We start from the raw sequence: 22,585 nt of genomic DNA, 5'->3' as shown, positions 1-22,585 counted from the left end.
GCGCAGTGGACGTTTCATGGACCCTTTGGGCTGTGACCATCATTGGTCTGTCAGCCTTGATCGCCGTCGACTTCTTCATCGGGCGCAAGCCCCATGACGTGTCGACCAAGGAAGCCGGGATCTGGACGGTCGTCTGGATCGCGCTGGCCGTGATCTTCGGACTCGGCCTGCTGGTGTTCGGCAGCAGCCAGGCCTCCGGCGAGTTCTTCGCCGGATTCATCACCGAGAAGTCGCTGAGCGTCGACAACCTCTTCGTCTTCGTCCTGATCATGGCGAAGTTCTCGGTGCCCTCGCACCTCCAGCAGCGGGTGCTGCTCATCGGTGTGCTGATCGCCCTGGTGCTCCGGGCGATCTTCATCGCCGCCGGTGCCGCCGTGATCGCGAACTTCTCGTGGGTGTTCTACATCTTCGGCGCGTTCCTGATCTACACCGCCTGGAAGCTCATCCAGGAGGCGCGGGCCGGCGAGGAGGAAGAGGAGTTCGAGGAGAACCGCCTCCTCAAGTCGATCGAGAAGCGCTTCGGCGTCGCCGACCAGTACCACGGCACGAAGCTCTTCATCCAGCGCAACGGCAAGCGCGTCCTCACCCCGCTGATGGTGGTCATGCTGGCCATCGGCACCACGGACGTCCTGTTCGCGCTGGACTCGATCCCGGCGATCTTCGGTCTCACCCAGGACCCGTACATCGTCTTCACGGCCAACGCCTTCGCGCTGATGGGCCTGCGCCAGCTGTACTTCCTCATCGGTGGTCTGCTGAAGAAGCTGGTCCACCTCAGCTACGGCCTGTCGGTGATCCTCGGCTTCATCGGCGTCAAGCTGGTGCTGCACGCCCTGCACGAGTCCGGGGTGCACGTGCCCGAGATCTCGATCCCGTTCTCGCTCACCGTCATCTGCGGCGTCCTGGTGGTCACCACGGTCACCAGCCTGATCGCCAACAAGAAGCAGGAGGCGGCCGAGGCCGAGGCGGCGGCCAAGGCGAAGAGCGTCGACGCGGCCGACGAGCAGCCGGAGAGCGTCAGCAGCTGACCCCGGGCCGCCCGGAGCGGCACAGGGAACCACCGGCAGCGGCCGGGGCGGAGGGGCGCTAGCCCGTCCACCCCGGCCGCTGTGCGTGTACGCCGTCACAGACTTGCATGTCCTCCGGCCGGAGGGACAGCCCCCACCCGTCCTCCTCCACGGTGAAGGCCGTGCCTGGAGCCTGGCGCCCGGGTCCGACGCCCCGGGCCGACCGTCCGGCTACCAGCCCCGCGCCCGCCACTTTGGCAGGTGGGGGCGCTCGGCGCCGAGGGTGGTGTCGTCGCCGTGGCCCGGGTAGACCCAGGTCTCGTCGGGGAGCCGGTCGAAGAGCTTCGTCTCGACGTCGTCCAGGAGGCTCGCGAAGGCCTCGGGGTCCTGGTGGGTGTTGCCGATCCCCCCGGGGAAGAGGCAGTCCCCGGTGAACAGGTGCGGGGCCCCGTGCGGATCGTCGTAGACCAGGGCGATGGAGCCGGGGTGTGGCCGACCAGGTGGCGGGCGGTCAGCTCCACCCGGCCCACGGTGATCGTGTCGCCGTCCTCCACGGGTACGTCCGTGGCGACCGGGATGCCCTCGGCGTCGTACCGGCCCGCGTACGTACGGGCGCCGGTGGCCGCCACCACCGCGGCCAGCGCCTGCCAGTGGTCGCCGTGCCGGTGGGTGGTGACCACGGAGGCGATGGAGTCGTCACCGATCAGGGAGAGCAGAGTGGAGGGCTCGGCCGCCGCGTCGATCAGGAGCTGCTCGCCGGTGGCCCGGCAGCGCAGCAGATAGGCGTTGTTGTCCATCGCGCCGACGGCGACCTTGGAGATCATCAGATCCGTCAGTTCGTGCACGCTCGCCGGTCCGCCGACCTTCACCGCTCCGCTGTACGTCATACGGCTCACCCTAATCCGTCGCTGCCGGGGCCGGACGCTGTCCAGGGGACCCGGCCCCGGCCCCGGCGGGAATCCGCCTACAGCGCGGGCAGCGCGGGCAGCGCGCCTCCGGTCACGGTCAGGGCCGAGCCGTCGCGGCGGCCGGCCAGCCAGCCGAGGAGGCCGGCCGCGGTGCCCCGTACCGACACGGCCGGACCCTCCGCACCGCCGCCCGTGGTCCAGGTGCGGCCGTCCGGGGCGGTCACCGTGGTGGCGGGAACGTCCGGGTGGCCGGCGAACCGGTCGGTGAGGAAGGCGATCTCCCGCTCGGTGAAGTCCGCCGGCAGGTCCTCCAGCTCGTAGCCGACGTCCAGGTCGACGTGGTGGATCTCCACCTCGATCAGCCGGCGGAAGGGGATCCGGGAGGCGGAATCCGTCACACCGTTGCGCAGGGTGACCGTACGGGACCAGTCCGCCGGTTCGTCGGCCGCCGCCCGCAAGCGGTCCGCGCTCTCCCGGAAGTCGGCCAGCTGCCCGGCCAGGGGCGGGGGGCGCCGCTCTCGATGTCGGCGTCCCTGGTTTCGCTGCTCGCGTACATCGGCAGGCCCCGGAGAACATTTCCGAGCGCGTCGGCGTTACGTGACAAGTGGGTCAGGACATGGCCCCGACTCCATCCGGGCAGCCGTGACGGCTCGGCGAGCGCGGCGTTGTCCCACTTACCCGCTTCGTTCAGCAGCCGGTCGGTCGCTTCGCGTACAGCTTCCAGGTCACGCGCATGATCCATCATGCGGCCGAGCCTAGCTCCGCCACTCATTCGGGTGAAGGTGTCTGAGCGCGACCGTAAATCGAATGTGCGTGCTATACGCTCGGAGGAGACAAAGCTTCCCACATTGCTGTGGCGCCCCCCCATAACCTGGAACCGGGGGCTGAGTTCCCCCGTTTCTCTCTAGAAAGGTGCGGACCGGCGTGGCCGACCGTCTCATCGTCCGTGGCGCGCGCGAGCACAACCTGAAGAACGTCTCGCTCGATCTCCCCCGTGACTCCCTCATCGTCTTCACCGGGCTCTCCGGGTCGGGCAAGTCGTCCCTCGCGTTCGACACGATCTTCGCCGAGGGCCAGCGGCGCTACGTGGAGTCCCTCTCCTCGTACGCCCGGCAGTTCCTCGGCCAGATGGACAAGCCGGACGTCGACTTCATCGAGGGCCTCTCGCCCGCCGTCTCCATCGACCAGAAGTCGACCTCGCGCAACCCGCGCTCCACGGTCGGCACCATCACCGAGGTCTACGACTACCTCCGGCTGCTCTTCGCCCGGATCGGCAAGCCGCACTGCCCCGAGTGCGGCCGCCCCATCGCCCGCCAGTCGCCGCAGGCCATCGTGGACAAGGTCCTCGGCCTGCCCGAGGGCAGCCGGTTCCAGGTGCTCTCGCCGCTGGTGCGCGAGCGCAAGGGCGAGTTCGTCGACCTCTTCGCCGATCTCCAGACCAAGGGGTACAGCCGCGCGAGGGTCGACGGCACCACCATCCAGCTCTCCGAGCCGCCCACGCTCAAGAAGCAGGAGAAGCACACCATCGAGGTGGTCATCGACCGCCTCACCGTCAAGGAGAGCGCCAAGCGCCGGCTCACCGACTCGGTGGAGACCGCCCTCGGCCTCTCCGGCGGCATGGTCGTCCTCGACTTCGTCGACCTCCCCGAGGACGACCCCGAGCGCGAGCGGATGTATTCCGAGCACCTCTACTGCGCGTACGACGACCTCTCCTTCGAGGAGCTGGAGCCGCGCTCGTTCTCCTTCAACTCGCCCTTCGGCGCCTGCCCCGACTGCACGGGTATCGGTACGCGCATGGAGGTCGACCCGGAGCTGATCGTGCCGGACGAGGAGAAGTCCCTCGACGAGGGTGCGATCCACCCCTGGTCCCACGGGCACACCAAGGAGTATTTCGGCCGGCTGATCGGCGCGCTCTCCAAGGCGCTCGGCTTCCGCACCGACATCCCCTGGGCCGGACTGCCGCAGCGCGCCAAGAAGGCCCTGCTGTACGGCCACAAGATCCAGACCGAGGTCCGCTACCGCAACCGGTACGGGCGCGAGCGCGCCTACACCACCCCCGCCTTCGAAGGCGCGGTCCAGTTCGTCAAGCGGCGCCACACCGAGGCCGAGAGCGACTCCAGCCGGGAGCGGTTCGAGGGCTACATGCGCGAGGTGCCCTGCCCCACCTGTGAGGGCACCCGGCTCAAGCCGATCGTCCTCGCGGTGACGGTGATGGAGAAGTCCATCGCCGAGGTCTCCGCGATGTCGATCAGCGAGTGCGCCGAGTTCCTCGGCCGCCTGAAGCTGAACGCCCGCGACAAGAAGATCGCCGAGCGGGTCCTCAAGGAGGTCAACGAGCGGCTGAAGTTCCTGGTCGACGTCGGCCTGGACTACCTCTCGCTGAACCGCGCGGCCGGCACGCTCTCCGGCGGCGAGGCCCAGCGCATCCGGCTCGCCACCCAGATCGGCTCCGGCCTGGTCGGTGTGCTGTACGTCCTGGACGAGCCGTCCATCGGCCTGCACCAGCGCGACAACCACCGCCTGATCGAGACCCTGGTCCGGCTCCGCGACATGGGGAACACGCTCATCGTGGTGGAGCACGACGAGGACACGATCAAGGTGGCCGACTGGGTCGTCGACATCGGCCCCGGCGCGGGTGAGCACGGCGGCAAGGTCGTCCACTCCGGCTCGCTCAAGGAGCTGCTGGCCAACAAGGAGTCGATCACCGGCCAGTATCTGTCCGGCAAGCGGTCCATCCCGACACCGGATGCCCGCCGCCCGGTCGACCCGGCCCGCAGCCTCACGGTGCACGGCGCCCGGGAGAACAACCTCCACGACATCGACGTCTCCTTCCCGCTCGGCGTGCTCACCGCCGTCACCGGCGTCTCCGGGTCCGGGAAGTCGACCCTGGTCAACGACATCCTCTACACCCACCTGGCCCGTGAGCTGAACGGCGCCAAGTCGGTCCCCGGCCGCCACACCCGCGTCGACGGCGACGACCTCGTCGACAAGGTGGTCCACGTCGACCAGTCGCCGATCGGCCGGACCCCCCGGTCCAACCCGGCGACGTACACCGGAGTCTTCGACCATGTCCGCAGGCTCTTCGCCGAGACGATGGAGGCGAAGGTGCGCGGCTATCTGCCGGGCCGCTTCTCCTTCAACGTCAAGGGTGGCCGCTGCGAGAACTGCTCCGGCGACGGCACGATCAAGATCGAGATGAACTTCCTGCCCGATGTGTACGTCCCGTGCGAGGTCTGCCACGGTGCGCGCTACAACCGGGAGACCCTGGAGGTCCACTACAAGGGCAAGTCCATCGCCGAGGTGCTGGACATGCCGATCGAGGAGGGCCTGGAGTTCTTCGAGGCCGTCCCGACGATCGCCCGCCACCTCCGTACGCTCAACGAGGTGGGCCTCGGCTACGTCCGGCTCGGGCAGTCCGCGCCGACCCTCTCCGGCGGTGAGGCGCAGCGCGTCAAGCTGGCGAGCGAGCTCCAGAAGCGCTCCACCGGCCGCACGGTGTACGTCCTGGACGAGCCGACCACCGGTCTCCACTTCGAGGACATCAGCAAGCTGATCACGGTCCTCTCCGGCCTGGTCGACAAGGGCAACTCGGTGATCGTCATCGAGCACAACCTGGACGTCATCAAGACCGCCGACTGGGTCATCGACATGGGCCCCGAAGGCGGCAACGGCGGCGGTCTGGTGGTCGCCGAGGGGACGCCCGAGCAGGTCGCCTCGGTCCCCGCCAGCCACACCGGGAAGTTCCTCCAGGGGATCCTGGACGCGGACCGGATCAGCGAGGCCGCGGTGCCTACGGGCCGCGGGACGGCCCGTAGGCCGGCCGCGAAGAAGACCACGGCGGCCGCCAGGAAGAAGGCCACGGCGACGGCTGCCACCAAGAAGGCGACCGCCACCAAGGCCACGGCGTCCAAGGCGACGGCGTCCAAGGCCGCGGCCAAGAAGGCGTCGGCCACGAAGACCACCGCCAAGAAGGCGACGCGCGCCCGCAAGGCGTGAGCCGACGACTGTGGCCCCCTCCCGTCCGGGAGGGGGCCACAGCCATGACCGGGCCCGGCCGCAGGCCGTCCGTTCCCCGCCGGTATCGTCGGTTCCGTCACCTGCGGGAGACAGACGGCCGCCCCCTTCGCCGCCTCCCCGCCCGCCCGGCGACACCGCCCCACCCCGAACAACGATCCGTGGAGTCCGCATGCCCGGCCTGCCCGCCGCCCGCCGTACCGTGCTGAAGGGCGCCGCGCTCGCCGGTGCCGCCGGGCTGGGAGCGGCCGCCTGCTCCACCGAGTCCAAGCTCGGCCACGCCAAGACGCCCACCCCCACCGCCCCCGTCGCCCTCGGCGAGGCCTCCGATGTGCCCGTCGGCGGCGCCAAGCTCTACCGCGAGCAGCGCCTCGTCGTGAGCTGCCCGGCGAAGGGCGAGTACAAGGCGTTCAGCGCCCAGTGCACCCATGGCGGCTGCGTCCTGACCAAGATCGAGGGCACCGAGGGCCACTGCGCCTGCCACGGCAGTCGCTTCGACACGACCACCGGCGAGGTCGTCCAGGGCCCGGCCACCGTGCCGCTGCCCGCCGTCCCCGTCACCGCCGAGGGCGGGCAGCTCGTCGCGGGCCCGGACGCCTGACACCCCTCACCGCCCGGACGGCTGGGGCCACCCCGTAACGCCGGAGCCGTGCGCCGACGCTCACTCCCAGTCCCAGTCGATGCCGACGAGCCCCGGCCGCACCCCCTCCTCCACCACGTGCACGGTCCGGTGCAGGCCGGTCAGCGTGAGGTCGCGGCGGGCCGCGCGCGCCGCCCCGGCCGATGACTGCTCGAACCGGCGGCACCGCACCGGCAGCGCCCCCGCGTCGAAGCCCACCTGGAGCACGTACTGCCCGCCGCCGAAGGTGAAGCCGCGTACGTACTCGTCGCTGGGGCCGCCCGTACCGTCCTCGAAGCCGTAGCCGAAGACGTACGTCTCGCCCGACCGCAGCCGGGTGTCGAAGAGCAGCTCCGCCACCAGCACCCCCGCGTCCGCGTCCCAGCGCACCCGGCCGGTCCGGCAGTTCTCGCCGGCCCGCACCCCGATCCGCGCCGGGGCGCACCCCCGATCGCCGCGGTGGATCGCCAGATAGCGGTCGACCCCGTCGCGGTGCGCCCGTACGACATGGAGCGAGGTGCGGCCCGCCAGCTCACGGCGTGCCCCGATCCGTACCCGCTCCTGGTGGTCCACCGTGTGCAGCCCGCCGTCCACCGGTGACTCCATCGCCGCCAGCAGCCGCTCCACCGCCCCCGAGGACTCCAGCAGCGAGCGGTACGAGCGTGCCGCCGGGCGTTCCCCGTCCGAGCCACCGGGACCGTCGCCCCGCAGCAGCCGCAGCAGCGAGTCGTCCGGCAGCGCGAGCACGTCCTCCAGCGCGCGGACGGCCCGCAGCGACTCCGGGCGGCGGGGACGGCGCACGCCCTGCTGCCAGTAACTCAGGCTGGTCACCCCGAGCTTGACGCCCCGGTGCGCCAAGTGGTGCTGCACCCGGTGCAGCGGCAGCCCGCGCACCGAGAGGGCGGTGCGCAGGGCGAGATGAAAGGGGCCGGTGTGCAGGACTTGCGTCAGTTCGGTCTCGGTCTGCCGCATGGCGGGCCTCCGGTGAACGTTCACGTGGGGGAGAGGGGACACCGCCCCCGGGGGATGCGGGGGAGCAGGTGAAGGGGCTGCGCCGTTCACACGTGCGTCGCGCCGTTCACACCGTGATGTCACTCCGCATTGAAGCGTGTTGACCTGCTCCGGACAACGGTCGATGCTCCTCATCAGCGTCCGGACGCGCTCCTCCGATCCCCACCCCCCCGCCTTGGGAGGAACGCCATGCGCAACCGAAGAATCCGGCCCCGAAGGCTCTCGTTCACGGCCCTTCTGGCCGCCGCCCTCCTCGCTGTCCCCGCGGCCACCGCCACCGCCACGGCGGCGGAGCCCGCGTCCCGGGACGGTGCCTCCGTCGCCGCCGCCCAGCGGCTCGACATCACCATGCAGGCCCAGCAGAAGACCAACTGGTGCTGGGCGGCCGGCGGCAACACCATCGCCGCCTGGTTCGGCCGCAGCTACTCGCAGAACCAGTTCTGCAACGCCGCCTTCAACCGCTCCCAGAACACCGAGTGCCCCAACTCGCAGGCCACCCTCGGCAACGTCCAGACCGGTCTGTCCTGGACCGGCGTCCGGCCCGGCAGCTACGTCACCGGCTGGCTGCGCTACCCGACCGTCCAGAGCGAGATAGCCGCCCAGCGGCCGATCGAGACCCGCATCCAGTGGTCCTCCGGCGGCGGCCACATGCACGTCATCTACGGCTACGACGACGCCAACAGCTGGGTCTACTGGGGCGACCCGTGGCCCTCCAGCGACCGCTACAACTGGGCCTCGCACTCCTGGTACGTCAACAACAACCAGTTCTCCTGGACCCACTCGCTCTACCGGATCGGGGCGTGAGGACATGACCGCGACCACCCGGCGCCTCGCCGTCGCCACCGCTCTCGCCGCCACCGCCCTGCTCGCCGCCGCGCCCCTGGCCACCGCCGACGAGGGCCCGGCCGCAGCGCCGAAGCTGACCGCCGCCACGCTGGAAGCCGCCCACGAGGCCGCCTCCGCACCGGCGACCCTGGACACCCTGTCCCGGTTCTTCGCCCGGGAGGGAGCGGTGGCGCGCACGGCCGCCGCCCCGCGCATCGCGGCGGAGACCGTCCCCGTACGCACGCTCTCGGCCGCGTTCGTCGCCGGGAGGCCGGGGGCCGCGCCGAGCACCCTCGACTACCTCGCCGCCACCGCCGTCTCCTCCGACGGCCGGAAGGCCTCCCTGTGGACCGTCCCCGGCGCCGGCGCGCGGTGGCAGGTGGTGAACATAGCCACCGGCGACGACGAGGCCCGCTACACCGCGCTGGGTGCCCGCAAGCTCCCCGGCGGCACGGTGTTCCGGGAACCGCAGATCGACGCCTGGTACGTCCACGACGCCTCCCGGGTGCTCCCGCTGGACGAGGACGCGACGGCGGCCGTGGGAGCCAAGGGCACGACCCTGGACGCCTACCGGACCCGGGTGAAGGAGGCTTACGGCGACAAGCTGCCCGGCTCCGGCTACGCGAAGTCCGGCAAGGCGGGGGGTTACGGCCCCGAGGCCGCGCCCGGCACCGGAGCGGCACCCGGCCCCGCGCTCGCCGACGCGGCGGCCACCGGCACCCCGGACACCGCCCTGACCACCGTCTCCACGATGGCCGGCGCCGGGGCCCTGCTCGCCCTGGCCCTCGGCGGCGCCACCGCCGTACGCCACCGGATCCGCACCCGGCGGCACCCCGCGCCGGACGCCTGAGCGGAGCGCTCCGGGGCCGCCGGCACCCCCGGCACCCCGGAGCGCACCGGTCGCCCGGAGGACGACGTACTGTCACACCCCGCAAGTAGGGTGGGAGACATGGCAGACCCCTCCAGCTACCGCCCCAGCCCGGGGCAGATCCCCGACTCCCCGGGGGTCTACAAGTTCCGCGACGAGCACCGCCGGGTGATCTACGTCGGGAAGGCCAAGAACCTCCGCCAGCGCGTGGCCAACTACTTCCAGGACCTGGCCAATCTCCATCCGCGCACGCGATCGATGGTCACCACCGCCGCCTCCGTGGAGTGGACGGTCGTCTCCACCGAGGTCGAGGCGCTCCAGCTGGAGTACACCTGGATCAAGGAGTTCGACCCCCGGTTCAACGTCAAGTACCGGGACGACAAGAGCTATCCCTACCTCGCCGTCACGCTGAACGAGGAGTTCCCCCGGGTCCAGGTGATGCGCGGCGCCAAGAAGAAGGGCGTGCGCTACTTCGGTCCGTACGGGCATGCCTGGGCGATCCGCGAGACGGTCGACCTGATGCTCCGCGTCTTCCCCGTCCGCACCTGCTCCGCCGGGGTCTTCAAGAACGCCGCCCGCACCGGCCGCCCCTGCCTGCTGGGGTACATCGACAAGTGCTCGGCCCCCTGCGTCGGCCGGGTCACCCCCGAGGAACACCGGGAGCTGGCCGAGGACTTCTGCGACTTCATGGCCGGGCGCACGGGCACCTACATCCGCCGCCTGGAGAAGGACATGATGCAGGCGGCCGAGGAGATGGAGTACGAGCGCGCCGCCCGCCTCCGGGACGACGCGGGGGCCCTGAAGCGGGCCATGGAGAAGAGCGCGGTCGTCCTCGCCGACGCCACCGACGCCGACCTCATCGCTGTCGCCGAGGACGAGCTGGAGGCCGCCCTCCAGATCTTCCACGTGCGCGGCGGCCGGGTCCGGGGCCAGCGCGGCTGGGTCACGGACAAGGTCGAGGCGGTCGACACCTCCGGCCTCGTCGAGCACGCCCTCCAGCAGCTGTACGGGGAGGAGCGCGGCGACGCCGTCCCCAAGGAGGTCCTCGTCCCCGCCCTGCCCGAGGACACCGAAGCGGTCTCCCAGTGGCTCGCCGAGCGCCGGGGCTCCCAGGTCAGCCTGCGCATCCCGCAGCGCGGCGACAAGAAGGACCTCATGGCGACGGTCCAGCGCAACGCCCAGCAGGCGCTCGGCCTGCACAAGACCAAGCGCGCCTCCGACCTGACCACCCGCTCCCGTGCCCTGGAGGAGATCGCGGAGGCGCTCGGCCTGGACACCGCCCCGCTGCGGATCGAGTGCTACGACATCTCCCACCTCCAGGGGGACGACGTGGTGGCCTCCATGGTGGTCTTCGAGGACGGCCTGGCCCGCAAGAGCGAGTACCGCCGCTTCCAGATCAAGGGCTTCGAGGGCCAGGACGACGTCCGGTCGATGCACGAGGTGATCGGCCGCCGCTTCAAGCGCTACCTCCAGGAGAAGGAGCGCACGGGGGAGTGGGAGCAGACGCCGCAGGCCACCGGGGAGACGCCGGAGGCCGCCGCAGCCCTCCCGGTAGCCGGCTCCGCGCCCACCGGCCCGGCCCCCACCGACCCCACCCTGGGGATCACCGGCCCCGCACCCACCGGCCCCGTACCGGCCCCCGCCCTCCCCGCCGCCTCCCCGGCCGACGAGATCGACCCCCGCGAGGACGACGGACGGCCCAAGCGGTTCGCCTACCCGCCGCAGCTCGTCGTCGTCGACGGCGGGCAGCCCCAGGTCGCCGCCGCCCAGCGCGCCCTGGACGAGCTGGGCATCGACGACATCGCCGTCTGCGGCCTGGCCAAGCGGCTGGAGGAGGTCTGGCTCCCCGATGACGACGAACCCGTCGTCCTGCCCCGCTCCAGCGAGGGCCTCTACCTCCTCCAGCGCGTCCGGGACGAGGCCCACCGCTTCGCCATCACCTACCAGCGCGCCAAGCGGGCCAAGCGCATCCGCTCCAGCCCCCTGGACGACGTGACGGGCCTGGGCGAGACCCGCAAGCAGGCCCTGATCAAGCATTTCGGCTCCGTGAAGAAGCTCCGGCAGGCGACAATCGAAGAGATCTGCGAGGTCCCCGGGATAGGGCGCCGGACGGCCGAAGCGGTGGCGGCCGCCCTCGCCTCGGCCGCTCCCGCGACCCCTGCCGTGAACACGGCCACAGGAGAGATCATGGATGAGGACGACGGGGGCACGTCATGACCGAGCACACCGGCCGGGCCGCCCGCCAGGGCCTCGGCGCCCGCCCCGGCGACCAGCAGCACCACCGAACAGACCGAGCAGACGGAGCAGACGTGAGTACGAACACCACGAACGAGACGGGCGAGGCAGTGGCGCCGGCCATCCCCGAGCTGGTGATCATCTCCGGCATGTCCGGCGCCGGACGCAGCACCGCCGCCAAGTGTCTGGAGGACCTCGGCTGGTTCGTCGTCGACAACCTGCCGCCCGCGCTGATCCCCACCATGGTGGAGCTGGGCGCCCGCTCCCAGGGCAACGTGGCGCGGATCGCCGTCGTCGTCGACGTGCGCGGCCGGCGCTTCTTCGACAACCTCCGCGAATCCCTCGCCGACCTGGAGGCCAAGCACGTCACCCGGCGGATCGTCTTCCTGGAGTCCTCCGACGACGCCCTGGTGCGCCGCTTCGAGTCCGTCCGCCGCCCGCACCCCCTCCAGGGCGACGGCCGCATCGTCGACGGCATCGCCGCCGAGCGCGACCTGCTGCGCGAGCTGCGCGGCGACGCCGACCTGGTCATCGACACCTCCAGCCTCAACGTGCACGAGCTGCGGGCCAAGATGGACGCCCAGTTCGCGGGCGAGTCGGAGCCGGAGCTGCGCGCCACGGTGATGTCCTTCGGCTACAAGTACGGCCTGCCCGTCGACGCCGACCTGGTCGTCGACTGCCGCTTCCTGCCCAACCCGCACTGGGTCCCGGAGCTGCGCCCCTTCACCGGCCTCAACGAGGAGGTCTCCGGTTACGTCTTCGACCAGCCGGGGGCCAAGGAGTTCCTCAACCAGTACACGGAGCTGCTCCAGCTGATCGCCGCCGGCTACCGCCGCGAGGGCAAGCGGTACGTGACCATCGCCGTGGGCTGCACGGGCGGCAAGCACCGCTCCGTCGCCATGTCGGAGAAGCTCTCGGCCCGCCTCGCCGCCGAAGGCATCGAGACCGTGCTCGTCCACCGGGACATGGGGCGAGAGTGACCGGTCGCAATCTGCGGATGCGGCGGCTGAGCCGTGCCACATCGGCGCTCTCCGGCCGCAAACGCGGTGCACAGCCCAAGGTCGTCGCCCTCGGCGGCGGCATGGGCCTCTCGGCGTCCCTGGCGGCGCTGCGCCGGATCACCGGCGACCTCACGGCCGTGGTCACCGTCGCCGACGACGGCGGCTCCAGCGGCCGGCTCCGCGAGGAGCTGGGTGTCCTGCCGCCCGGGGACCTGCGCAAGGCCCTCGCCGCGCTCTGCGGGGACGACGACTGGGGCCGTACCTGGTCCCGGGTCGTCCAGCACCGCTTCGAGTCCAAGGGCGACCTGCACGGACACGCGGTCGGCAATCTGCTGATCGTGGCCCTGTGGGAGCAGCTCGGCGACCATGTCCAGGCCCTCGACCTGGTCGGCAAGCTGCTCGGGGCGAACGGACGGGTGCTGCCCATGTCCGCCGTGCCGCTGGAGCTCCAGGCGCTGGTCAAGGGCCACGACCCCCAGCTGCCCGACGCGATCGTCACCGTCCGGGGCCAGGCCACCGTCGCGCTCACCCCGGGCGAGGTCCAGTCCGTGCATGTCGTCCCGCCCGACCCGCCGGCCGTCCCGGAGGCCGTCGAGGCGGTCCTGGACGCGGACTGGGTGGTGCTCGGCCCGGGCTCCTGGTTCTCCTCGGTGATCCCGCATCTGCTGGTGCCCGAACTCCTCGACGCACTCGTCACCACGAAGGCCCGCAAGGTCCTGTCGTTGAATCTCGCACCACAGCCCGGTGAAACAGAGGGGTTCTCACCGCAGCGTCATTTGGAGGTTTTGGGACGACACGCCCCTAAACTCGCTTTGGACGTGGTGCTGGCCGACGAGGCAGCCGTGCCCGACCGCGAATCCCTCGCCGATGCCGCACAACGGCTCGGAGCCGCGGTCGAGCTGGCGCCGGTGGCATCGCCCGACGGCGTTCCGGTCCATGATCAGGAGCTGTTGGCCGCCGCGTACGACCGTATTTTTCGGATGCATGGAAGGATCGGCCCATGGCGATGACGCCAGCGGTGAAGGACGAAATCTCTCGGCTTCCCGTCACCCGGACCTGCTGCAGGAAGGCAGAGGTCTCGGCGATTCTTCGGTTCGCGGGCGGGCTGCACCTGGTGAGCGGCCGGATTGTGATCGAGGCGGAGCTGGACACCGCGATGGCGGCGCGCCGGCTCAAGCGCGACATCCTCGAGATCTTCGGGCACAGCTCGGAGCTGATCGTGATGGCCCCCGGCGGGCTGCGGCGCGGCTCGCGCTATGTCGTACGGGTGGTGGCGGGCGGCGACCAGCTGGCCCGCCAGACCGGGCTGGTGGACGGCCGCGGCCGCCCCATCCGCGGGCTGCCCCCGCAGGTGGTCTCGGGGGCCACCTGCGACGCCGAGGCCGCCTGGCGGGGGGCGTTCCTCGCGCACGGCTCGCTCACCGAGCCCGGCCGCTCCTCCTCGCTGGAGGTCACCTGCCCGGGCCCGGAGGCGGCCCTCGCCCTGGTCGGGGCGGCCCGCCGGCTCTCCATCGCCGCCAAGGCCCGCGAGGTCCGCGGCGTGGACCGGGTCGTCGTCCGCGACGGTGACGCCATCGGCGCCCTGCTCACCCGGCTCGGCGCCCATGAATCGGTGCTGGCCTGGGAGGAGCGCCGGATGCGGCGCGAGGTCCGCGCCACGGCCAACCGGCTCGCCAACTTCGACGACGCGAACCTGCGCCGCTCGGCCCGCGCGGCGGTCGCCGCCGGGGCCCGGGTGGGGCGCGCGCTGGAGATCCTCGCCGACGAGGTCCCCGAGCACCTCGCGGCGGCCGGCCGGCTGCGCATGGAGCACAAGCAGGCCTCGCTGGAGGAGCTGGGAGCGCTCGCCGACCCGCCGCTGACCAAGGACGCCGTCGCCGGCCGGATCCGCCGCCTGCTGGCCATGGCCGACAAGCGCGCCCAGGATCTCGGTATCCCCGGCACGGAGGCCACGCTCAGCGAGGAGCTGGCGGACGGCCTGGTCGGCTGAGCCGAGCCGGCCCGCCGACTCGGCTCAGAACACAGGACGTTGGTCCCCGGCCGCAGGGACCAACGTCCTGAAGCGTGGAGGGAGGCCCGTGACCCTACTGGGGAGTACGGACCTCCCCGCGTATTCCGGTGGCGCGTACGGCCCCTCTCGATGTCACCCCGGAGCCCTTGGAGGGGTAGGGTCGGAGGCGGTCGGGGACATCCCTATACAACTCGCCGGCGTCGAAAACCGGCGTACCTATACGAGGAGATCGGTTCGTGACGATCCGCGTAGGCATCAACGGCTTTGGCCGCATCGGTCGTAACTACTTCCGCGCGCTGCTGGAGCAGGGTGCGGACATCGAGATCGTGGCTGTCAACGACCTGGGTGACACCGCGACCACGGCTCACCTGCTGAAGTACGACACCATCCTGGGTCGTCTCAAGGCAGAGGTCAGCCACACCGCCGACACCATCACGGTCGACGGCCACACCATCAAGGTGCTCTCCGAGCGCAACCCGGCCGACATCCCCTGGGGTGAGCTGGGCGTCGACATCGTCATCGAGTCGACCGGCATCTTCACCAAGAAGGCCGACGCGGAGAAGCACATCGCCGGTGGCGCCAAGAAGGTCCTCATCTCGGCTCCGGCCAAGGACGAGGACATCACCATCGTGATGGGCGTCAACCAGGACAAGTACGACGCGGCCAACCACCACGTCATCTCCAACGCCTCCTGCACCACCAACTGTGTGGCGCCGATGGCCAAGGTTCTCGACGAGAACTTCGGCATCGTCAAGGGCCTGATGACGACGGTCCACGCGTACACCAACGACCAGCGCATCCTGGACTTCCCGCACTCGGACCTGCGCCGCGCCCGCGCCGCCGCCGAGAACATCATCCCGACCACGACCGGTGCCGCCAAGGCCACCGCTCTGGTCCTCCCGCAGCTCAAGGGCAAGCTCGACGGCATCGCGATGCGCGTCCCGGTCCCGACCGGCTCCGCCACCGACCTCGTCGTCACCCTGGACCGCGAGGTCACCAAGGACGAGGTCAACGCCGCGTTCAAGAAGGCCTCCGACGACGGCGACCTCAAGGGCTTCCTGACGTACACCGAGGACCCGATCGTCTCCTCGGACATCGTCGGCGACCCGTCGTCCTGCACCTTCGACTCCTCCCTGACCATGGTCCAGGAGGGGAACACGGTGAAGATCCTCGGCTGGTACGACAACGAGTGGGGCTACTCCAACCGCCTCGTCGACCTCACGGTCTTCGTCGGCGAGCAGCTCTGACCCTCGGGTCGGCGGCACCACGATGTGACTGAGGGGCTCGACCGGCGCAATGAAGCGCCGGTCGGGCCTCTTAGCATGTTCATCCGTCCCTGCAAGGAGTAACGGAAGACCAGATGAAGACGATCGACGAACTTCTCACCGAAGGGGTCGCCGGCAGGCGGGTATTCGTCCGCGCCGACCTCAACGTGCCGCTGGACGGCACCACCATCACCGACGACGGCCGTATCCGCGCCGTCCTGCCGACGGTCGCCAAGCTCGCCGAAGCCGGCGCGCGCGTCGTCGTGGCCTCGCACCTGGGCCGCCCCAAGGGGGCCCCGGACCCGGCGTTCTCGCTGGCGCCCGCCGCCGCCCGCCTCGGTGAACTCCTCGGTGCCGACGTCGCCTTCGCGACCGACACCGTCGGCGAGTCGGCCCGGGCCACCGTCGCCGGTCTCGAGGACGGCCAGGTCGCCGTCGTCGAGAACCTCCGCTTCAACGCCGGGGAGACCTCCAAGGACGACGCCGAGCGCGGCGCCTTCGCCGACCGGCTGGCCGAGCTCGCCGACGTGTACGTGGGCGACGGCTTCGGTGCCGTACACCGCAAGCACGCCTCGGTCTTCGACCTCCCGGCCCGGCTGCCGCACTACGCGGGCTACCTCATCGCCACCGAGGTCGGTGTGCTGAAGAAGCTCACCACCGACGTCAAGCGCCCGTACGCCGTCGTCCTCGGCGGTGCCAAGGTCTCCGACAAGCTCGGCGTCATCGACCACCTGCTGGAGCGGGCCGACCGCATCCTGATCGGCGGCGGCATGGCGTACACCTTCCTCAAGGCCCAGGGCCACGAGGTCGGCAGCTCGCTGCTCCAGGAGGACCAGATCCCCGCCGTACAGGAGTATCTGCGGCGCGCGGAGGAGAAGGGCGTGGAGTTCGTCCTCCCGGTCGACGTCGTCGTCGCCCCCGCCTTCCCCGACCTGAAGACCAAGGCCCCGGCCGACGCCTCCACCGTCGCCGCCGACGCCATTCCGGCCGGTCAGATGGGTCTGGACAACGGGCCGGAGACCAACAAGCTCTACGCATCGAAGCTCGCCGACGCGGCCACCGTCTTCTGGAACGGCCCGATGGGCGTCTTCGAGCACCCCGACTTCGCCGACGGCACCCGCGCGGTCGCCCAGGCGCTCGTCGACTCCCCGGCCTTCAGCGTCGTCGGCGGTGGCGACTCCGCCGCGGCCGTCCGCATCCTGGGCTTCGACGAGAACGCTTTCGGACATATTTCGACCGGTGGCGGCGCCAGCCTCGAATACCTCGAGGGCAAGACGCTTCCCGGCCTCGCCGCACTGGAGGACTGAACCTCAATGACCACCCGCACCCCGCTGATGGCGGGCAACTGGAAGATGAACCTCAACCACCTTGAGGCCATCGCCCACGTCCAGAAGCTCTCCTTCGCCCTGACCGACAAGGACTACGACGCCGTCGAGGTCGCCGTCCTGCCGCCCTTCACCGACCTGCGCTCCGTGCAGACCCTGGTGGACGGCGACAAGCTGAAGATCAAGTACGGCGCCCAGGACATCTCGGCGCACGAGTCCGGTGCCTACACCGGTGAGATCTCCGGCGCCATGCTCGCCAAGCTGCGTTGCACCTACGTGGCCGTCGGCCACAGCGAGCGCCGCCAGTACCACGGCGAGAGCGACGAGCTCTGCAACGCCAAGGTGAAGGCCGCCTACCAGCACGGCCTGACCCCGATCCTCTGCGTTGGCGAGGGCCTGGACATCCGCAAGGCCGGTGACCAGGTCTCCTACACGCTCGCGCAGCTGGACGGCGGCCTGAAGGACATCCCGGCCGAGCAGGCCGAGTCCATCGTCATCGCCTACGAGCCGGTCTGGGCCATCGGGACCGGCGAGGTCGCCACCCCCGAGGACGCCCAGGAGGTCTGCGGCGCGATCCGCCGCCGGCTGGCCGAGCTGTACTCGCAGGAGCTGGCCGACGCCGTCCGCATCCAGTACGGCGGCTCGGTGAAGTCCGGCAACGTGGCGGCCATCATGGCGCAGCCCGACGTGGACGGCGCCCTGATCGGCGGCGCCGCGCTGGATGCCGACGAGTTCGTCAAGATCGTCCGCTTCCGCGACCAGTGAGTATGCGGTAGCGCGGATCCGTCGTACCCTTGCGGGGGCCGTGAGGGTCACCACCCTCCGGCCCCCGCTGTACGTACAGGCAGTAGTCGAGAATTCTGAAAGTAGGGACCAGCCGTGGTTATGGCGTTCCAGATCGCTCTGATCGTCTTCAGCCTGCTGCTGATGCTGCTGGTGCTCATGCACAAGGGCAAGGGCGGCGGCCTCTCCGACATGTTCGGTGGCGGAATGCAGTCCTCCGTCGGTGGCTCCTCCGTCGCCGAACGTAACCTCGACCGCATCACGGTCGTGGTCGGTCTGGTCTGGTTCGCGTGCGTCGTGGTGCTCGGCCTGCTGGTCAAGCTGGGTGACTGACCCGTCGTCCGCGATTGCCGGTGAGGGTGTAACTCCTTTCACTGGACGCGCGTTGGGCCTTACGTAGACTGGGGCATCTTCGAGCACCATCACGCAGGGAGTTACGACCGTGGCAAGTGGCAACGCGATCCGGGGAAGCCGGGTCGGAGCGGGGCCGATGGGTGAGGCCGAGCGGGGCGAGTCCGCGCCGCGCCTCCGCATCTCCTTCTGGTGCTCGAACGGGCACGAGACGCAGCCGAGCTTCGCCCATGACGCGCAGGTGCCGGACACCTGGGACTGCCCGCGCTGCGGCTTCCCGGCCGGCCAGGACAAGGACAGCCCCCCGGACCCGCCCCGCACCGAGCCGTACAAGACGCACCTCGCGTACGTACGTGAGCGGCGCAGCGACGAGGACGGCGAGGCCATCCTCGCCGAGGCCCTGGCCAAGCTGCGCGGCGAGATCTAGCCCCCGGTCCGTACGGCCGTCCAGCCGCTCCCCGGTCCCTACAGCTCCACGCACCACCCCTGTCGTTCACCGGCCGGACACCCCACGGGTGTCCGGCCGGACTGCTTTGCCCCGTCCTGGCTCGCGTCCGCGCCGCCCGCGTCCTCGATCAATTAGGTTGGAGGGGCAGCGGGGATGCTGACGTACAAGAAGAAGTGGGCTGATATCCGGGATGAACGCAGCAAGCCGAACCAAGCTCAACCAGACCCCCGAGTGGACGGCTCTCGCCAAGCACCGTGAGGGGTTCGGCGCGACCCAGTTGCGCGAACTCTTCGCGCAGCAGCCGGACCGGGGCACCGCCTACACCCTCCGGGTCGGCGACCTCCACCTCGACTACTCCAAGCACCTGGTCACCGACGAGACGCTGCGCCTGCTGCGCGAGCTCGCCGCCGCGACCGGGGTCGCCGATCTGCGGGACGCGATGTTCCGCGGCGAGAAGATCAACACCACCGAGGACCGGGCCGTCCTGCACACCGCGCTGCGCGCCCCGCGCGGAGCCGTGATCGAGGTCGACGGCGAGAACGTCGTGCCCGCCGTGCACGCCGTCCTGGACAGGATGGCCGCCTTCGCCAACAAGGTCAGGGCCGGTGAGTGGACCGGCCACACCGGCAAGCCCATCAAGAACGTCGTGAACATCGGCATCGGCGGCTCCGACCTCGGCCCCGCCATGGCGTACGAGGTGCTGCGCTCCTTCACGGACCGCTCGCTCACCGTCCGGTTCGTCTCCAACGTCGACGGCGCCGACCTCCATGAGGCGGTCCGCGACCTGGACCCGGCCGAGACGCTGTTCATCGTCGCCTCGAAGACGTTCACCACGATCGAGACGATCACCAACGCCACCTCCGCCCGGGACTGGCTCCTCACCGAGCTGCGGGCCGGTCAGGACGCCGTCGCGCAGCACTTCGTGGCGCTGTCGACCAACGCGGAGAAGGTCGAAGAGTTCGGCATCGACACGGCCAACATGTTCGAGTTCTGGGACTGGGTCGGCGGTCGCTACTCCTACGACTCCGCGATCGGCCTGTCGCTGATGATCGCCATCGGCCCGGACCGGTTCCGCGAGATGCTGGACGGCTTCCACCTGGTCGACGAGCACTTCCGCACAGCGCCCGCCGAGGAGAACGCCCCGCTCCTGCTCGGCCTGCTCGGCGTCTGGTACGGCAACTTCTTCGACGCCCAGTCGCACGCGGTGCTGCCCTACAGCCACTACCTGTCCAAGTTCACCGCTTACCTCCAGCAGCTGGACATGGAGTCCAACGGCAAGTCCGTCGACCGCCAGGGCGACCGCGTCGACTGGCAGACCGGCCCGGTCGTCTGGGGCACGCCCGGCACCAACGGGCAGCACGCGTACTACCAGTTGATCCACCAGGGCACCAAGATGATCCCTGCGGACTTCATCGGTTTCGCCGCCCCGGTCCACGACCTGCTGCCGGGTCTGATCGCCCAGCACGACCTGCTGATGGCCAACTTCTTCGCCCAGACCCAGGCGCTCGCCTTCGGCAAGACGCCCGACGAGGTCCGCGCGGAGGGCGTGCCCGAGGAGCTCGTCCCGCACAAGACGTTCCGGGGCAACCACCCGACGACGACGATCCTCGCCGACAAGCTGACCCCCTCGGTCCTCGGCCAGCTCATCGCGCTCTACGAGCACAAGGTCTTCGTCCAGGGCGCCATCTGGGACATCGACTCCTTCGACCAGTGGGGCGTCGAACTCGGCAAGGTCCTCGCCAAGAAGATCGAGCCCGTGCTGACCGGCGAGGCCTCCACCGGGGAACTCGACAGCTCCACCGCCGCCCTGGTCGCCGCCTACCGCACCCTGCGGGGGCGCTGAGCCCATGCCGGTGAGGGAGGGGACGGCGGAGATACGGCTGCGACCGCCGCGCAACACGCTGAACGAGCGGGTCGTGGGCTGGTGGCGGGTCCAGTGGCTGCTGATGACCGCCGTGCCCGTCGTGCCGTCGGCCGTCCTGGGCGCGCTGATCGAGCCCGCCCGCTTCTGGCTCCTGCTGTCCGCCGCGGTGTTCGCCGCGGCGGGCGGTGGGGCCGCCGTCCTCCTCCCGCTCTGGTGGTTCCGCACCCACCGCTGGGAGGTCACCGAGGACGCCGTCTACGTACGCACCGGGTTCTTCTGGCAGGAGTCGCGGATCGCGCCCATGTCGCGCATCCAGACCGTGGACACCGTGCGCGGCCCGCTGGAACAGCTCTGCCGGCTCGCCACGGTCACGGTCACCACCGCCTCCTCCAAGGGCGCGGTACGGATCGAGGGCCTGGACCACGAGGTCGCCGCCGAACTGGCCGAACGGCTCACCCGCATCACCCGCGACACCCCCGGCGACGCCACGTGAGCACCCCGCGGACCCCGTACGACGACTGGCGCCGCCTCGACCCCCGTACGGTCTGGGTCACCGCCCTCGTCGTCGCGGGCGTCGTCGCCGGTGCCGCCCTCCCGGCCACCCTCGGGCTCGCCAACTGGCTCGGGCTCCCCGGCGCGGTCCTCTGGGTGCTCGCGGCCGCCGTGCTGGTCACCGGGGTCGCGGCGGGTGCCGACCGGGTCCGCTGGCACCGCACCCGCTACCGCATCGGCGAGGAGCGCGTCGACCTCCACACCGGCCTCCTCCTCGTCAAACGCCGCTCCCTGGCCCGTGAGCGCGTCCGCACCGTCGACCTCACCGCCAACCTGCTGCTGCGCCTCCTCGGCCTCGTCACCGTCAGGATCGGCACCGGCGAGCAGGGCGGCGACTCCACCCTGGAGCTGGACCCGGTCACCCGCGCCGAGGGCGAACGGCTCCGCCGCCTCCTGCTGGAACGCGCCACCGTCACACCCCCCGGCTCCCACCGCGACGGCGAGCTGGCCTCCCTCGACCCGCGCTGGATCCGCTACGCACCGGTCTCCTTCCTCGCCCCCATGCTCGGCGGCGCGGCCGTCGGGGCCGTCATGCAGATCAGCGAGTGGGTGGGGGCGCAGGGCGAGGTCATCGCCTGGGTCGGCGACCGCTTCCGGGAGACCCCGCTCCTCTGGGTGATCGTCGTCCTCGTCGGGGCCGCCCTGGCCGCAGGTGTGGTCGGGGCGCTCGGCCTCTGGACCGAGATGTGGTGGAACTACCGCCTGGAGCGCGAGCCCGGCGGCACCATCCGGGTCCGGCGCGGGCTGTTCACCTCCCGGTCCATCTCCGTCGAGGAGGCCCGGCTGCGCGGCGTGGACCTCGTCGAACCCCTCGGCGTACGGCTGCTCGGCGCCGCCCGGCTGGACGCCATCACCACCGGCCTCGCCCAGGACGACGAGTCCCGGAACGCCGACCACAACACGGTCCTCCCGGCCGTGCCGCGCCCGCTGGCCGACTCCGTCGCCGCCGCGATACTCCGCGAGGAGGCCACGCCGACCGGCGCCCCGCTGACCCGCCATCCCCCGGCCGCCCGCGGCCGCCGACTGCGCTGGTCGCTCGCCGCCGCCCTCGCCCCGCTCCTGCTGCTCACCGTCCTCGGGGCGCTCCTCACCCCCGTACTCCTGTGGCTCGCGCTCGGCTGCGCGGCGGTGTCCCTGCCGCTCGCGGTGGCGCTCGCCCTGGACGCGTACCGCAACCTCGGCCACGCGCTCTCCGGCCGCTACCTGGTGACCCGCTCCGGCACGCTCCGCCGTTCCACCGCCGCTCTGGAGCGGGCCGGGGTGATCGGCTGGACCGTCAAGCAGTCGTACTTCCAGCGGCGGGCGGGGCTGATCAGCGTCACGGCCACGACGGCCGCCGGAGCGGGTGCGTACACGGCGTACGACACCGGCACGTCCGAGGGCCTCGCCTTCGCAGCCGAGGCCGTCCCCGGGCTGCTGGAGCCCTTCCTGGAGCGTGACGTGCGCCCCGGCGGGTGAGAGGGACGGCCCTGGAGCGGGACGTGCGCCCCGGCGGGTGAGA

Annotated in this window: 18 protein-coding genes and 2 pseudogenes; 17 read left to right on the top strand and 3 right to left on the bottom strand. The window is 71.0% G+C overall.

The window, feature by feature from the left end; genetic code table 11:
- The first annotated feature begins 5 nt into the window (after window positions 1–5).
- On the top strand, window positions 6–1,025 hold the full coding sequence (locus D6270_RS06810) for a TerC family protein (RefSeq protein ID WP_109166258.1): 1,020 nt from the start codon (window positions 6–8) through the stop codon (window positions 1,023–1,025).
- A 210-nt stretch (window positions 1,026–1,235) separates the two neighbouring features.
- On the opposite strand, the pseudogene D6270_RS06805 reads toward D6270_RS06810, so the two are convergent.
- Together D6270_RS06805 and D6270_RS06800 are read right to left on the bottom strand one after the other, a co-directional pair.
- Window positions 1,236–1,891, bottom strand: a pseudogene (locus D6270_RS06805) (MBL fold metallo-hydrolase).
- 77 nt (window positions 1,892–1,968) lie between these two features.
- Window positions 1,969–2,654 (bottom strand): annotated as a pseudogene (locus D6270_RS06800) (maleylpyruvate isomerase family mycothiol-dependent enzyme).
- Window positions 2,655–2,836: 182 nt separating this feature from the next.
- Between D6270_RS06800 and uvrA the strand changes: the two are divergent.
- Window positions 2,837–5,908: an excinuclease ABC subunit UvrA gene (uvrA, locus tag D6270_RS06795; RefSeq protein ID WP_109166261.1), complete on the top strand. Its 3,072-nt coding sequence runs from the start codon at window positions 2,837–2,839 to the stop codon at window positions 5,906–5,908.
- A gap of 190 nt (window positions 5,909–6,098) precedes the next feature.
- Complete coding sequence (locus D6270_RS06790; RefSeq protein WP_109166262.1) at window positions 6,099–6,527, top strand: Rieske (2Fe-2S) protein; 429 nt, start codon at window positions 6,099–6,101, stop codon at window positions 6,525–6,527.
- Between the two features lie 60 nt (window positions 6,528–6,587).
- On the opposite strand, the gene D6270_RS06785 is transcribed toward D6270_RS06790, so the two are convergent.
- Window positions 6,588–7,517, bottom strand: a complete 930-nt coding sequence (locus D6270_RS06785; RefSeq protein ID WP_109166263.1) for a hypothetical protein — start codon at window positions 7,515–7,517, stop codon at window positions 6,588–6,590.
- Between the two features lie 228 nt (window positions 7,518–7,745).
- Between D6270_RS06785 and D6270_RS06780 the strand changes: the two genes are divergently transcribed.
- The 14 genes from D6270_RS06780 (at window position 7,746) to D6270_RS06715 (ending at window position 22,542) form a co-directional block, all read left to right on the top strand.
- Window positions 7,746–8,360, top strand: a complete 615-nt coding sequence (locus tag D6270_RS06780) for a papain-like cysteine protease family protein (RefSeq protein WP_109166264.1) — start codon at window positions 7,746–7,748, stop codon at window positions 8,358–8,360.
- A 4-nt stretch (window positions 8,361–8,364) separates the two neighbouring features.
- Complete coding sequence (locus D6270_RS06775; RefSeq protein WP_109166265.1) at window positions 8,365–9,231, top strand: hypothetical protein; 867 nt, start codon at window positions 8,365–8,367, stop codon at window positions 9,229–9,231.
- Window positions 9,232–9,330: 99 nt separating this feature from the next.
- The gene (gene uvrC / locus D6270_RS06770) at window positions 9,331–11,466 is read left to right on the top strand and encodes an excinuclease ABC subunit UvrC (protein ID WP_109166266.1); all 2,136 of its coding nucleotides are present in this window, start codon (window positions 9,331–9,333) and stop codon (window positions 11,464–11,466) included.
- Window positions 11,463–12,464, top strand: coding sequence for an RNase adapter RapZ (gene rapZ, locus D6270_RS06765; protein WP_225976781.1), 1,002 nt, complete (start codon window positions 11,463–11,465; stop codon window positions 12,462–12,464). The genes uvrC and rapZ overlap by 4 nt, the downstream gene beginning before the upstream one ends.
- Window positions 12,461–13,495 (top strand): gluconeogenesis factor YvcK family protein, encoded by a 1,035-nt coding sequence (locus D6270_RS06760; protein WP_109166267.1) that lies wholly within the window; start codon window positions 12,461–12,463, stop codon window positions 13,493–13,495. Before rapZ ends, D6270_RS06760 begins: the two co-directional genes overlap by 4 nt.
- Window positions 13,486–14,475 carry a DNA-binding protein WhiA gene (gene whiA, locus D6270_RS06755; RefSeq protein ID WP_109166268.1) on the top strand — a complete coding sequence of 330 codons (990 nt, stop codon included), beginning with the start codon at window positions 13,486–13,488 and terminating at the stop codon, window positions 14,473–14,475. The genes D6270_RS06760 and whiA overlap by 10 nt, the downstream gene beginning before the upstream one ends.
- 257 nt (window positions 14,476–14,732) lie before the next feature.
- Entirely contained in the window at window positions 14,733–15,743 is a 1,011-nt protein-coding gene (gene gap / locus D6270_RS06750) for a type I glyceraldehyde-3-phosphate dehydrogenase (protein WP_015607849.1), read from the top strand.
- Window positions 15,744–15,856: 113 nt separating this feature from the next.
- Window positions 15,857–17,068, top strand: coding sequence for a phosphoglycerate kinase (locus D6270_RS06745; RefSeq protein ID WP_109166269.1), 1,212 nt, complete (start codon window positions 15,857–15,859; stop codon window positions 17,066–17,068).
- Between the two features lie 6 nt (window positions 17,069–17,074).
- Entirely contained in the window at window positions 17,075–17,851 is a 777-nt protein-coding gene (tpiA, locus tag D6270_RS06740) for a triose-phosphate isomerase (RefSeq protein ID WP_109166270.1), read from the top strand.
- Between the two features lie 120 nt (window positions 17,852–17,971).
- On the top strand, window positions 17,972–18,202 hold the full coding sequence (gene secG / locus D6270_RS06735; protein WP_018512146.1) for a preprotein translocase subunit SecG: 231 nt from the start codon (window positions 17,972–17,974) through the stop codon (window positions 18,200–18,202).
- A gap of 109 nt (window positions 18,203–18,311) precedes the next feature.
- The gene (locus D6270_RS06730) at window positions 18,312–18,647 is read left to right on the top strand and encodes an RNA polymerase-binding protein RbpA (protein WP_073217477.1); all 336 of its coding nucleotides are present in this window, start codon (window positions 18,312–18,314) and stop codon (window positions 18,645–18,647) included.
- Window positions 18,648–18,858: 211 nt separating this feature from the next.
- Window positions 18,859–20,511 (top strand): glucose-6-phosphate isomerase, encoded by a 1,653-nt coding sequence (gene pgi / locus D6270_RS06725; RefSeq protein WP_109166271.1) that lies wholly within the window; start codon window positions 18,859–18,861, stop codon window positions 20,509–20,511.
- Between the two features lie 4 nt (window positions 20,512–20,515).
- Complete coding sequence (locus D6270_RS06720) at window positions 20,516–21,025, top strand: PH domain-containing protein (protein WP_109166272.1); 510 nt, start codon at window positions 20,516–20,518, stop codon at window positions 21,023–21,025.
- A complete protein-coding gene (locus tag D6270_RS06715; RefSeq protein WP_151414659.1) occupies window positions 21,022–22,542 on the top strand; it encodes a PH domain-containing protein in 1,521 nt (506 codons plus the stop codon). Before D6270_RS06720 ends, D6270_RS06715 begins: the two co-directional genes overlap by 4 nt.
- The last annotated feature ends 43 nt before the right edge of the window (window positions 22,543–22,585 follow it).

The organism is Streptomyces griseus subsp. griseus, from assembly GCF_003610995.1.
Taxonomy (GTDB): Bacteria; Actinomycetota; Actinomycetes; order Streptomycetales; family Streptomycetaceae; genus Streptomyces.
This window is presented reverse-complemented; position numbering and strand designations above follow the sequence as displayed.